Here is a 12,289-nt window from a genome sequence, read left to right as displayed (position 1 = left end):
GGGCCAGCGCGCCCACGGCGGCCGACGCGAGCAGCATGCCGAGGATGTAGCCGAAGGACACCGACGTGCCCGAGTCGCCCTCCGCGAACCACGGCACGCCCGCCAGTCCGGCCAGGGCGTAGACGACGAGGGCGGCGAGGCCGCGACCGGCGCCGAGCGCGGTGCCGACGAGGAGCGCGGCGAAGGTCTGCCCGGTCACCGGCACCGGCGAGCCGGGCACGGGGACGGCGATCTGGGCGGCGATCCCGGTGAGCGCGGCACCGCCGAGCACGAGCGCGGCGTCCCGGACGCGGGAGGCGGGGAGCAGGTCGGCGAGGACCTGGCCGGGGCGGGCGGGGGCGACGGCGGTTGCCATGGGGACTCCGCGAGGATGTGTGGGCGGCAAGGGACATCGCGACGCTATCCCAGCGCCCTCGGGCCGATCACCGTCAGCGCTCGACAAAGGGATCGGCGGCGGCTTGGTGGGCTCCGGACAAACAGTGGGTGTTACACCTGGTACGGCGTGATGCCGGTCACGGTGGTGAGGTGGTGTGGGCTACGGAGACACGGTGGGCGCGCTCTGTAGGGTTCCGCCAATCGGGCCGCCGGGCGGAGACGGGGCCGGACGGGTGCCGTCTCGCCCGTCGGTCGCCGCCTGGGCAGGGGCGGGCCGTTTTGCTAGCTTCGGGTTCATGGTCGCCCAGTCCCGGTACTTCTCGTCGCGTCGCCATGTCGACCTGCGACGCGTGGGCACGGCCACCTGTCGCCGCCCCGGGTGAGGCGGCTCCGGCGCGTCTCGCTCCACAGGACTCCCCGGCCTTCACGGCTCCCCGAGTCCTCTTGAGACGGCGCAGTGTCGGACCCGTTCCCCGAGGATGATCGCCATGCCCCGTGCCTCGGCACCCACCACCCTTCCCTCCCGCTCTCCTTCCCCTCCTCCCTCCCCCTCTCTTTCCCGCCCCTCCTCGCGGGTGCCTCGTGCCGCCGATTCCGATCGGCGCAGGACGAGTGCGAGTGTCGTTCTGCGGTCCGTGCTCGAGCACGGGCCCGTGGCGCGCAGCACCATCGCCCGGCTGACCGGGCTGTCGCCGGCGTCGGTGACGGACTACTGCGCGCGGTTCGCGGAACTCGGTCTGATCCGCGAGGAGGCCGCGCCCCGGCGGTCGAACGGGGTGGGGCGCCCGCATGTCCCCGTCGTCCTGGACGCCTCGCGGTTCGTGGTCGCCGGGGTCCATGTGGCCGTGCCGTACACGACGGTCGCGCTGCTGGACCTACGCGGCCGGGTGGTCGCCCGGCGTGAGCTGAAGCACGAGCGCACCGATCCGGGGTGGGTGCTTGCACGGGCCGCGGACGGGCTGAGGGCGCTGCTGGACGGCATGCCCGGCTGCCGGACCCTCGGTGTCGGTGTGGCGGTGGGCGGCTGGGTGGACCGGGAGTCCGGGACCGTCGTCGAGCACCCTCTGCTGGGCTGGCGGGACGTGGCGGTGCGGGAAATGCTCGGTGCCCGCACCGGGCTGCCGGTCCATGTGGACGGTCACGCGCGGGCGTTGGTCAACGCGGAGCGGCTGTTCGGGCCGACGCGGGGCAGCGGGAGCGTGCTGCATCTGTTCGTCGGCAACATGGTCGACGCGGCGTTCGCGACCAACGACGAGGTGCACCACGGGCCGCGCTCCCGGGCCGGCGACATCGCCCATCTGCCGGTGCCGGGCGGTACGGAGGTGTGCGAGTGCGGGCGTACGGGCTGCCTGCAGGCCGAGTTGAGCGAGCGGACGCTGTGCCGGCGGGCCCGGGAGGCGGGCATCGGCAAGGGCACGAACCCCATGCATGTGGTCGCGGCGGCGGCCGGGGGCGATCCGGTCGCCGTAGGGCTGCTGGTGCGGCGGGCAGGTGCCGTGGGGCGGGCGGCGCGGTTGCTGCTCGACGTACTGAATCCGGAGACGGTGGTGGTGACCGAGATCGGGGTCATTCACCGCGAGGACTGCCTCGCCGCATTGCGCGAAGGGGTCGGGTCAGATCGCGCGGCCTCTGTCGTGCCGACGAGTTTCCCGGATTCCGTACTCGCCGTGGCAGGTGGTTCGGTGGCGCTCGACGTGGTGTACCGGGATCCGCTGGCCACTTCACCTCAGGGTATTTAATTCAGAAACTCCGAATGTTGACAGGGGGCATGCATGACCGGGAACATCCTGTTCATGAGCCCGTTCGTGAGCTGTCGCACCCTTTGTTGCTGACACGTCGCCACTGTTGCTGACACGTTGCCGCGTGTGAAGTGCTCATTTCTTTCTGCGCAAGTCTGCGCTCTCCGTTCTTCCTTGCGTGAATTCCTTTTCCGGGCCGTCTCGCGCCTTGAATTCCGCATGTGTTTCTGCCTTCCGAACTCACGGAGTCCTCCCATGCCTTCTTCTCCCGTGCCTTCTCCTCCCGTGCCCGGTGTCGACCGACGGCTCTTTCTCTCGTCCCTGTTCGGCGCCGCCGCCGGTGTCGCCGGGTTGAGCGGCTGCGCCGCGAGTGCCTCCGCCGACGCCAAGGGCGCCTCGACCGCCCCGCTCGCCGACAGGGTTCCGGCCGGTACGAGTCTGAAGATCTCCTCGTATCTGGGCACCCAGCAACTCCAGTTGAAGCTGGGCAAGTTGGGCGACCTGCCGTTCAAGGTGTCGGCCTGGGCGAACATCGGTGCCGGCCCCGACGTCATCAACGCCTTTCGTGCGGGCTCCCTCGACGTCGCCAACAACGCGGGCATCCCGCCGATCCAGGCGCACTACCAGGGGTACGACACGAAGATCGTCGCGATCAACGTCACCCGTAAGCCGAACTACCTGTTCGCCACCAAGCCCGGCAGCGACATCCGCACGGTCGCTGACTTCCGGGGAAAGAAGCTCGCCTTCTCGCAGGGGCAGGCCCAGGGCGTCGTCCTCCTGCGGGCGTTGAAGCAGGCGGGGCTCGCGTACGACGAGGTCACGCTCGTCCCGCTGACCAGCAACCAGTTCTTCACCGCCCTGCAGTCGGGCCAGGTGGACATCGCGCCGCTGGCCAACAGCCAGGCGCCCGCCTATCTGCAGCAGTACGGCGCCAAGGGCGCCCGCGCCTTCGAGACGGACGTGGTCGACCTGCTCAACCTGCTGTGGGCACCGGTCTCCGTGCTGAACGACTCCGCGAAGGCCGCCGCGATCGCCGCGTACATCCCGTACTGGGCCAAGGGCCAGGTGTGGGCGTACGAGAACCCCGACCGCTGGAACGAGGAGTTCTACGTGAAGACGCAGAACCTGACCCTCCCCCAGGCGCAGGCGATCACGAAGCTCGCCAACAAGCCGTTGTTCCCGCCGAGTTGGGCCGAGGCGATCAAGTGGGAGCAGGAGACCGCGGATCTGCTCGCGGAGGGCGGCTTCGTGAAGGAGTTCGACGTGAGCTCCCTCTTCGACCATCGCTTCGAGGGCATCGCGGCGAAGTCCGTGGCCGCGGAGTACCGGAGGTGACCGCCGTGACCACGACAACGTCAGCGACAACAGCAGCGGCAACATCCACGTCCGCGTCTACGCCGGCGTCCGCGTCCGCGTCCGCGTCCAAACCCGCTGTCGTGTTCGTCGCCGGCCAAGAGCGTTCACAGGTCCGGCGGCGGCGTCGGCTCTCCCCCGGCAGGCGTCTGCCCGCCGCCCAGCTCATCGGTCCCGCCCTCGTCATCGCCCTGTGGGCCGTGGCCTCCGCCGCCGGACAGCTCGACCCGGCCGCGGTCCCGGCCCCCTGGACCGTGCTGCGGACCGGCGTCCACCTGTGGACCGACGGGACCCTCCCCGAGGACATCCTGACCTCGCTGCGGCGGGCCGCCTCCGGCTTCGCGATCGGGCTGACCGCAGGCATCGTCCTCGCCCTGGCGGCCGGCCTCAGCAGGGTCGGCGAGGCGCTGATCGACGGGACGGTGCAGCTCAACCGGGCGATCCCGACCCTGGGCCTGATCCCGCTGTTCATCCTCTGGCTGGGCATCGGCGAGACGTTCAAGATCGCGATCATCGCCATCGTCGTCTACATCCCGATCTACCTGAACACACATGCCGCGCTCGCCGGCATCGACAGCCGCTTCGTCGAACTCGCCGAGGTACAGGGCCTGTCGAGGCTCCAGTTCGTCCGGCAGATCGTCATTCCCGGCGCGTTGCCCGGCTTCTTCGTCGGTCTGCGGCTCGGGGTGACCGGTTCCTGGCTGGGGCTGGTCGTCCTGGAGCAGATCAACGCCACCAACGGACTCGGCTACCTGATGTTCCAGGCCCAGAACTACGGCCAGAGCGACGTCATCCTCGTCGGCCTCGCCGTCTACGGCGTCTTCGGCCTGGTGTCCGACAGCGCGGTCCGTCTCATCGAACGGAGGGTGCTGTCATGGCGACGCACGCTGAGCAACTGACCCGGCCCGCCGTCCAACTCCGGGGTCTGACCCGGTCTTTCGGAAGACGCACAGTCCTCGACGGCATCGATCTCGACATCCCGGCCGGGCAGTTCACAGCCCTGCTCGGGCACAGCGGCTCGGGCAAGAGCACCTTGCTGCGGGCGGTCGCGGGCCTCGACCACGAGGTCGAGGGCAGTGGGCGGCTCAGCGCCCCCGAGCGGGTGTCGGTGGTCTTCCAGGACTCGCGCCTGCTGCCCTGGCGGCGGGTGCTGGACAACGTACTGCTGGGGACGGACGGCAAGGAGGCCGCGGCGAAGGGCCGGGAGGCTCTCGCGGAGGTCGGGCTGAAGGGCCGCGAACGCGCCTGGCCCAGCGAGTTGTCCGGCGGCGAGGCGCAACGGGCCGCGCTGGCACGGTCGTTGGTCCGGGAGCCCGAACTGCTGCTCGCCGACGAGCCGTTCGGTGCGCTGGACGCGCTCACACGGATCAGGATGCACGGTCTGCTGAGGGAGCTGTGGGAGCGGCACCGGCCGTCCGTGCTCCTCGTCACGCACGACGTGGACGAGGCGGTGGCTCTCGCCGAACGGGTGCTGGTGCTGGAGGAGGGGCGGATCGGTCTCGATCTGGCGATCGACCGGGAGGCGGCGGCTCGCGGTGAGTACAGGGGGTTGTTGCTCGGGGCGTTGGGCGTGACGTCGGACGTCCGGTGAGGGGTGACTCCGTCGATGGGGGTGACCGTCTGCTGGGGGCTGCCGCCCCCAGGCCCCCGCTTCGGCCCTGAAGGGGCCTCGTCCTCAAGCTCCCCCAGAGGGGGGACCCCCAACGGGCTGAATTTGCCTGGGCCCGCGTCGACAGGCACCGCACGGAACGGGACGAGATACCCGGCCCGCCGACGAAAAGCACCGCACGGAAGCGGCCTGGCTGCCCGGATCGATAGTCCGCGCTCACACTCGTAAGCAAAGGAACCACCATGACCCGTCGCCTCCACCTCAACGCCTTCCTCATGAACACCGGTCACCACGAGGCCTCCTGGCGGCTTCCCGAGAGTGATCCGTACGCCCATGTCGAGCTGGACCACTATGTGCGGCTCGCCCGGACCGCCGAACGGGGCACTTTTGACTCGCTGTTCCTCGCCGACGGGCCGCAGTTGTGGGGCAACCTGGCTCAGCGTCCCGCGGGTTCGCTGGAGCCGCTCACCCTGCTGACGGCGCTGGCGACGGCGACCACGCACATCGGGCTGATCGCCACCGCCTCCACGTCCTACAACTCGCCCTACAACCTGGCCCGGAAGTTCGCGTCGCTCGACATCATCAGCGGGGGCCGGGCGGGCTGGAACATCGTCACCACCGCCGGTGCCGAGGCCGCCCGTAACTTCGGGCTCGACGCGGAGCCCGCCCATGCCCAGCGGTACGCCCGGGCCGCCGAGTTCCTCGATGTCGCCCTCAAGCTCTGGGACAGCTGGGAGGACGACGCGATCGTCGGCGACAAGGCGACCGGCGTCTGGGGCGACGACGCGAAGGTCCATCCGCCGCGTCACCGGGGGACGTACTTCAGCGTCGAGGGTGCCCTCAACGTGCCGCGTTCGCCGCAGGGTTACCCGCTGCTGGTGCAGGCGGGGTCGAGCGAGGACGGCAAGGCGTTCGCGGCCCGGTACGCGGAGGCCGTGTTCACCGCCCAGCAGACCGTCGAGGACGCGCAGGCCTTCTACGCCGACCTCAAGTCCCGTACGGCGGCGGCCGGTCGGGACCCCGACCACATCAAGGTGCTGCCCGGCATCGTCCCGGTGCTCGGCTCCACGGAGGCCGAGGCACTGGCGAACGAGCAGGTCCTGGAGGACCACATCGTGTACACGCACGGGGTGGACCGTCTGGAGAGCCTGCTGCAACTGCCCAGTGGGACCCTGGAGTTGGACGGCCTGTTGCCGGCGGACCTGCCGCCCGAGAGCGCGATCGAGGGCGCAAAGAGCCGCTACACGCTCGTCGTCGAGCTGGCCCGGCGCGAGCGCCTCACCGTGCGGCAGCTCATCGGGCGGCTCGGCGGCGGGCGCGGGCATCTCACCTTCGCCGGTACGCCCGAGCAGGTCGCCGACGAGATCGAGACCTGGTTCACGCGGGGTGCCGCCGACGGCTTCAACATCATGCCCGCCGTACTGCCCTCCGGTCTCGACGCGTTCGTCGACCACGTCGTCCCGATCCTGCGCGCCCGCGGACTGCTCCGCCGCGAGTACGGGCCCCGCAGCACCCTCCGCGAGACGTACGGCCTCCCGCGCCCCGCGAACCAGTACGCCGCGCCCGCTCTCGTCTGACAGCTCGCCCCCCTTATTTTCACTCCCGAAAGGATCCGCACATGTCCGGCATCGAAATCCAGAAGGTCACCGCGAACATCGGCGCCCGAGTGTCCGGCGTGGACATCTCCAAGCCCCTCGACAAGGAGCAGGTCGCCACCCTCCGGGAGGCTCTGGGCGTCCACAAGGCCCTGGTCTTCGACGAGGTGAACCTCGACGACGAGGGCCAGCAGGCCTTCGTCCGCCACTTCGGCGAGCTGACCACCGCCCACCCGACCGTGCCGTCCGTCGACGGCGCCGCGAACGTCCTTCCCGTCGACAGTGAGCGGGGCCGCGCCGCCAACCACTGGCACACGGACGTCACCTTCGTCCTCAACCCGCCGCAGGCCAGCACCCTGCGCAGCATCACGGTCCCGCCGTACGGCGGCGAGACCCTCATCGCCAGTTCGGCCGCCGCCTACCGTGATCTGCCGGAACCCCTGCGGAAGTTGGCCGACAGCCTGTGGGCCGAGCACACCAACGACTACGACTACGCGGTGCCGGACGAGACCCTCGACGAGGAACTGGCCGCCCAGCGCGCCCAGTTCACGTCCATCACGTTCCGCACGGCCCACCCGGTCGTCCGCGTCCACCCTCTGACCGGCGAACGCGGGCTGTTCATCGGCGGGTTCGCGCAGCGGATCGTCGGTCTGTCGGCCGCCGAGTCCCGCAAGATCCTGGATCTGCTGCAGGCGTATGTCACCCGCCCGGAGAACGTCCTGCGCCACCGCTGGTCGCCGAACCAGCTCGTCCTCTTCGACAACCGCATCACTCAGCACTACGCCGTCGACAACTACAACGGCCTGCCGCGCCGTCTGCACCGGGTGACCATCGCCGGTGACATCCCGGTCGGTATCGAGGGCAAGGAGAGCTACTCGATCACGGGTGACGCCTCGCACTACACGTCGGTCGCCACCGTCTCGCAGTCCTAGACCGCCCTGTTCCCTGCGCTTCTCCCGGAAAAGACCCTCGTGCCCTGCACACGAGGGTCTTTTTGTTGCTAGCGTGTAGTTGCAAGTAATGTGCAATAAGAGGTCGAGGGGACCCCCGCATGCCCGTCTACACGCTCCCTGAGCTGCCGTACGACTACTCGGCGCTCGCGCCCGTGATCAGCCCCGAGATCATCGAGCTGCACCACGACAAGCACCACGCGGCGTATGTGAAGGGCGCCAACGACACGTTGGAGCAGCTCGCGGAGGCTCGCGACAAGGAGTCGTGGGGGTCGATCAACGGCCTGGAGAAGAACCTCGCCTTCCATCTCTCCGGCCACATCCTGCACAGCGTCTACTGGCACAACATGACGGGCGACGGCGGCGGCGAGCCCCTCGAAAAGGACGGCGTCGGTGAGCTCGCGGACGCCATCGCCGAGTCCTTCGGTTCGTTCGCCGGCTTCAAGGCGCAGCTGACCAAGGCGGCGGCCACGACCCAGGGTTCGGGCTGGGGCGTCCTCGCCCACGAGCCGCTCAGCGGACGGCTGATCGTCGAGCAGGTCTACGACCACCAGGGCAACGCCGGTCAGGGCGCCACCCCGATCCTGGTCTTCGACGCCTGGGAGCACGCCTTCTATCTCCAGTACCGGAACCAGAAGGTCGACTTCATCGACGCGATGTGGGCCGTCGTCAACTGGCAGGACGTGGCGCGGCGTTACGAGGCCGCCAAGTCCCGTACGGATGTACTGCTGTTGGCGCCCTGAGCGGATCGCGCAGACCGAAGCGCCCGCAGCACAGACCGCGTCGATCGTTTCGGTCGTTGCGATCGTTTCGACCCGGTGAAGCGTCCTGCCTCGTGATCGTCTTCTCACCGAACGCGACGGCAGGCGGAATGACGGACGGCCCCCGCGAGGACATGACTCGCGGGGGCCGCCCCATTCCCTACGTCCCCGCACGGACCTACTCTCGGGGGTCCGGGACATCAGTCCACCGGAGCCCGCCACACCGGGAGGATCACATGCTGTCGATGCGGTGCGTGAACTGCGCAGGCACGGTCCAGGATTTCCGCAGACTCACCGACGCGGAGAAGACGTACGTGGCGGGGCAGAAGCCGAAACACACCCGCCTGGGCGCCTACTACCGCTGCTCCCGCGAGGGCTGCCTGCGCTTCCAGCGGCTGGGGAACCACAAGGACGGCGGCTCCTTCCCCAAGCCGGAGACCAAGGCTCCCGGTAAGGACTCCGAACTGGAAGCCAAGGCCAAGGGCTGAGGGGCCGGTCGCCCTACAGGTTGCTGAAGTCCGGGCCGGCCGTGCGCGAGCGCTTGATCTCGTAGAAGCCGGGAACCGAGGCGACCAGCAGCGTGCCGTCCCACAGCCTGGCGGCCTCCTCGCCCTTCGGGGCGGGGGTGACGACCGGGCCGAAGAAGGCGATCTGCTCGCCGTCGGCGCCGGGGACCGCGATCACCGGGGTGCCGACGTCCTGGCCGACCTTGCTGATGCCCTCTTTGTGGGAGGCGCGCAGCTCGGCGTCGAACTCGAAGTCCTGCTGCTCGGCGTAGTCGATCAGGTCGGCGGGCAGGCCGACGTCGGCCAGGGCGCCGGCTATCGCCTCAAGGGTCGGACCCTCGCCACCGTTGTGGATGCGCGTGCCCATGGCCGTGTAGAGGGGACCGAGGACGTCGGCGCCGTGCTTCTGCCAGGCCGCCGTCACGACCTTCACCGGCTGCCACGCCTTCACCGCGAGCATCTCGCGGTACTCGTCGGGCAGCTCGTCGAGCTTGTCCTCGTTGAGCACGGCCAGGCTCATGATGTGCCAGCTGACCTCGATGTCACGGACCTTCTCCACCTCGAGGACCCACCGGGAGGTCATCCAGGCCCAGGGACAGAGCGGGTCGAACCAGAAGTCGACGGGGGTCTTGGTCGAACTCGTCTCGGACATGGGTCTCCTAGAGAAGATGCGCTTTCAAGGGGCAACACTTCCCCGCCACCGTCGCATTCCCGGGTGCCCGGGGTCGGTGGTGCGTGGCAGGATCGGTGCTGGTCGGCCGTACTGATGACAATCGAGGGAGCGCTCCGTGCCCGGTGAGAATCTGTCCCGCGACGAGGCCCGGGAGCGGGCCGCACTGCTGTCCGTCGACGGGTACGAGGTGTTCCTCGACGTGCGGTCCGCCCTGGGCGACACGGGGAGCGGAAGCGGGAGTGGTGGGGGCGGGGCTCGGACCTTCCGGTCCGTGACCACGATCCGGTTCCGGTGCGCGGAGCCCGGTGCCGCCAGCTTCGCGGATCTTGTCGCGCCCAGTGTGACCGCCGTCTCCCTCAACGGCCGGGATCTGGACCCGGGGGCCGTCTTCGACGGCACGCGCATCCTGCTGGAGGATCTCGCCGCGGACAACGAGCTGGTCGTCGACGCCCAGTGCGCCTACTCCCGCACCGGGGAGGGCCTGCACCGCTTCGTCGATCCCGAGGACGGCGAGGTCTATCTGTACACGCAGTACGAGCCCGCCGACTCCCGCCGCGTCTTCGCCAACTTCGAGCAGCCCGACCTGAAGGCCCCCTTCCGCTTCGAGGTACGGGCCCCTCAGGAGTGGGTCGCGTGGAGCAACGGGGTCGGGGAGCTCGTCGACGGTGTGTGGCGGTTCGCCGAGACCAAGCCCATCTCCACGTACATCACCACCATCCTCGCGGGGCCCTATAACTACGTCACCGACTCGTACTCCCGTACGTTCGCCGACGGTACGACCCTCGACATCCCCCTCGGCGCCATGTGCCGCAAGGGTCTCGCCCCCTACTTCGACTCCGACGACGTCTTCCTCGTCACCAAGCAGGGGCTGGACTTCTTCCACGACCACTTCGACTACCCGTACCCCTTCGGGAAGTACGACCAGGCGTTCGTGCCCGAGTACAACCTCGGCGCGATGGAGAACCCGGGGCTGGTCACGTTCCGCGAGGAGTTCATCTTCCGCGGGAAGGTGACGCAGGCTGCGTACGAGCGGCGGGCGAACGTCGTCCTGCACGAGATGGCCCACATGTGGTTCGGCGACCTCGTCACCATGGAGTGGTGGGACGACCTGTGGCTCAAGGAGTCCTTCGCCGACTTCATGGGCTCCTTCTCGCTCGTCGAGGCGACCCGTTTCACCAGCGGCTGGGTCACCTTCGCCAACAACCGCAAGGCCTGGGCCTACCGCGCCGACCAGCTCCCCTCCACGCACCCCGTCACGGCCGACATCCGCGACCTGGAGGACGCCAAGCTCAACTTCGACGGCATCACGTACGCCAAGGGCGCCTCCGTGCTCAAGCAGCTCGTCGCCTACGTGGGGCCGGAGGCGTTCCTCGAAGGTGCGCGGCGGTACTTCAAGCGGCACGCGTACGGCAACACGCGGCTCGGTGATCTGCTGTCGGTGCTGGAGGAGACCAGCGGGCGGGACATGGCGTCCTGGTCGCGGGCGTGGCTGCAGACCGCCGGGGTCAACTCCCTCACCCCCGCTGTGCTGTTGAGCGCGGACGGGCTGATCACCGAGCTGGCCGTGATCCAGGAGGCCGCCGAGTCGCACCCCGAGCTGCGGCCCCACCGGGTGGCTGTCGGCCTCTACCGGCGTTCGCCGGAAGGGGTGTTGGAGCGGTACGCGCGTGCCGAGGTCGATGTCGACGGGCCCCGCACCGTCGTCGGTGAGCTGGTCGGGAGCGAGGCGCCCGACCTCGTCCTCGTCAACGACGACGACCTGACGTACTGCAAGATCCGGTTCGACGAGGGCTCGTTGGCGACTCTGCGGGCGCACCTCGGTGACATCACGGACCCGCTCGCCCGCGCCCTGTGCTGGTCCGCGCTGTGGAACCTGACGCGGGACGCGCTGATGCCGGCCCGGGACTTCGTCGACCTGGTGCTGCGGTTCGCGGGGCGCGAGTCGGACATCGGCGTGCTGCAGATGCTGCACGCGTGGGCGGGCTCCGCGCTCACCCACTACGCGGCCCCCGACTGGCGGGCGGCCGGTGAACGCCTGCTCGCCGAGGGCGCGTTGAAGGAACTGCGGCTCGCCGAACCAGGCAGCCAGCACCAGTTGACGTGGGCCCGCTTCTTCGCGGCCGTGGCATCCAGCGAGGCCGATCTCCAGCTGCTCCAGGGGCTGTTGGAGGGCACGGGGAAGATCGACGGCCTCGACGTCGACCAGGAGCTGCGGTGGGCGTTCCTGGAACCGCTGACCTCGCACGGCGTCGCCGACGAGAAGGCCCTCGCGGCCGAACTCGCCCGCGACGACACGGCGTCCGGCAAGCGTCACCAGGTCCGCTGTCTCGCCGGCCGCCCCTCGGCCGCCGTCAAGGCACAGGCGTGGGCCCAGGTCGTCGAGTCGGACGCGCTGTCCAACGCCCTTGTCGAGGCCACGATTTCGGGCTTCGTGCAGGGTTCGCAGCGGGAGCTTCTCGCGCCGTACGCGGAGAAGTACTTCGAGGTGATCGAGCGGACGTGGGCCGACCGGTCGATCCAGATCGGGATGGACGTCGTACTGGGCCTGTTCCCGTCGCTCCAGGACTCACCGGAGACCCTGGCGGCGACGGATGCCTGGCTGACGGCCCACGCGGACGCGGCGCCGGCCCTGCGGCGCCTGGTCCTGGAGTCCCGGGACGACCTGGCACGGGCGCTGCGGGCGCAGGCCTGCGACGGGGCAGGTTCTCAGTAGGGGTGCGTTGTCGGG

11 protein-coding genes are annotated in these 12,289 nt (G+C 69.5%); 9 read left to right on the top strand and 2 right to left on the bottom strand.

What is annotated here, in order from left to right; all coding sequences use genetic code 11:
- The coding region (locus STRTUCAR8_RS44860; protein WP_044473980.1) for a biotin transporter BioY at positions 1–355 on the bottom strand (355 nt) is incomplete at its 3' end.
- Positions 356–863: 508 nt separating this feature from the next.
- Here STRTUCAR8_RS44860 and STRTUCAR8_RS44855 point away from each other — a divergent pair.
- The 8 genes from STRTUCAR8_RS44855 to STRTUCAR8_RS44820 all read left to right on the top strand — a co-directional run bounded on the left by STRTUCAR8_RS44855 (position 864) and on the right by STRTUCAR8_RS44820 (position 8,870).
- A complete protein-coding gene (locus STRTUCAR8_RS44855; protein ID WP_044473982.1) occupies positions 864–2,114 on the top strand; it encodes an ROK family transcriptional regulator in 1,251 nt (416 codons plus the stop codon).
- Positions 2,115–2,369: 255 nt separating this feature from the next.
- Positions 2,370–3,449, top strand: coding sequence for an ABC transporter substrate-binding protein (locus STRTUCAR8_RS44850; protein WP_006383154.1), 1,080 nt, complete (start codon positions 2,370–2,372; stop codon positions 3,447–3,449).
- Positions 3,446–4,366, top strand: a complete 921-nt coding sequence (locus STRTUCAR8_RS44845) for an ABC transporter permease (protein ID WP_006383152.1) — start codon at positions 3,446–3,448, stop codon at positions 4,364–4,366. The genes STRTUCAR8_RS44850 and STRTUCAR8_RS44845 overlap by 4 nt, the downstream gene beginning before the upstream one ends.
- Positions 4,342–5,058 (top strand): ABC transporter ATP-binding protein, encoded by a 717-nt coding sequence (locus STRTUCAR8_RS44840; protein WP_006383153.1) that lies wholly within the window; start codon positions 4,342–4,344, stop codon positions 5,056–5,058. Before STRTUCAR8_RS44845 ends, STRTUCAR8_RS44840 begins: the two co-directional genes overlap by 25 nt.
- 260 nt (positions 5,059–5,318) lie before the next feature.
- Positions 5,319–6,653 carry an LLM class flavin-dependent oxidoreductase gene (locus STRTUCAR8_RS44835; RefSeq protein ID WP_006383145.1) on the top strand — a complete coding sequence of 445 codons (1,335 nt, stop codon included), beginning with the start codon at positions 5,319–5,321 and terminating at the stop codon, positions 6,651–6,653.
- A 41-nt stretch (positions 6,654–6,694) separates the two neighbouring features.
- The gene (locus STRTUCAR8_RS44830) at positions 6,695–7,603 is read left to right on the top strand and encodes a TauD/TfdA dioxygenase family protein (protein ID WP_006383149.1); all 909 of its coding nucleotides are present in this window, start codon (positions 6,695–6,697) and stop codon (positions 7,601–7,603) included.
- A 119-nt stretch (positions 7,604–7,722) separates the two neighbouring features.
- Positions 7,723–8,364, top strand: coding sequence for a superoxide dismutase (locus tag STRTUCAR8_RS44825; protein ID WP_006383151.1), 642 nt, complete (start codon positions 7,723–7,725; stop codon positions 8,362–8,364).
- Between the two features lie 254 nt (positions 8,365–8,618).
- Complete coding sequence (locus STRTUCAR8_RS44820) at positions 8,619–8,870, top strand: hypothetical protein (RefSeq protein WP_006383147.1); 252 nt, start codon at positions 8,619–8,621, stop codon at positions 8,868–8,870.
- Between the two features lie 13 nt (positions 8,871–8,883).
- Here the strand turns inward: STRTUCAR8_RS44820 and STRTUCAR8_RS44815 are convergent, their stop codons facing one another.
- Entirely contained in the window at positions 8,884–9,540 is a 657-nt protein-coding gene (locus STRTUCAR8_RS44815) for a DsbA family protein (RefSeq protein WP_006383144.1), read from the bottom strand.
- 136 nt (positions 9,541–9,676) lie between these two features.
- Here STRTUCAR8_RS44815 and pepN point away from each other — a divergent pair, with 136 nt between their 5' ends.
- On the top strand, positions 9,677–12,274 hold the full coding sequence (gene pepN, locus STRTUCAR8_RS44810) for an aminopeptidase N (RefSeq protein WP_006383143.1): 2,598 nt from the start codon (positions 9,677–9,679) through the stop codon (positions 12,272–12,274).
- The last annotated feature ends 15 nt before the right edge of the window (positions 12,275–12,289 follow it).

It is taken from the genome of Streptomyces turgidiscabies Car8 (genome assembly GCF_000331005.1).
Lineage (GTDB): Bacteria > Actinomycetota > Actinomycetes > Streptomycetales > Streptomycetaceae > Streptomyces > Streptomyces turgidiscabies.
This window is presented reverse-complemented; position numbering and strand designations above follow the sequence as displayed.

Excerpts from the sequence above, each read along its gene's own strand:
- STRTUCAR8_RS44815 (WP_006383144.1), bottom strand. The coding sequence starts at position 9,540 with ATGTCCGAGACGAGTTCGACCAAGACCCCCGTCGACTTCTGGTTCGAC.
- STRTUCAR8_RS44830 (WP_006383149.1), top strand. The coding sequence starts at position 6,695 with ATGTCCGGCATCGAAATCCAGAAGGTCACCGCGAACATCGGCGCCCGA.
- STRTUCAR8_RS44850 (WP_006383154.1), top strand. The coding sequence starts at position 2,370 with ATGCCTTCTTCTCCCGTGCCTTCTCCTCCCGTGCCCGGTGTCGACCGA.
- STRTUCAR8_RS44855 (WP_044473982.1), top strand. The coding sequence starts at position 864 with ATGCCCCGTGCCTCGGCACCCACCACCCTTCCCTCCCGCTCTCCTTCC.
- STRTUCAR8_RS44820 (WP_006383147.1), top strand. The coding sequence starts at position 8,619 with ATGCTGTCGATGCGGTGCGTGAACTGCGCAGGCACGGTCCAGGATTTC.
- STRTUCAR8_RS44840 (WP_006383153.1), top strand. The coding sequence starts at position 4,342 with ATGGCGACGCACGCTGAGCAACTGACCCGGCCCGCCGTCCAACTCCGG.
- STRTUCAR8_RS44835 (WP_006383145.1), top strand. The coding sequence starts at position 5,319 with ATGACCCGTCGCCTCCACCTCAACGCCTTCCTCATGAACACCGGTCAC.
- STRTUCAR8_RS44825 (WP_006383151.1), top strand. The coding sequence starts at position 7,723 with ATGCCCGTCTACACGCTCCCTGAGCTGCCGTACGACTACTCGGCGCTC.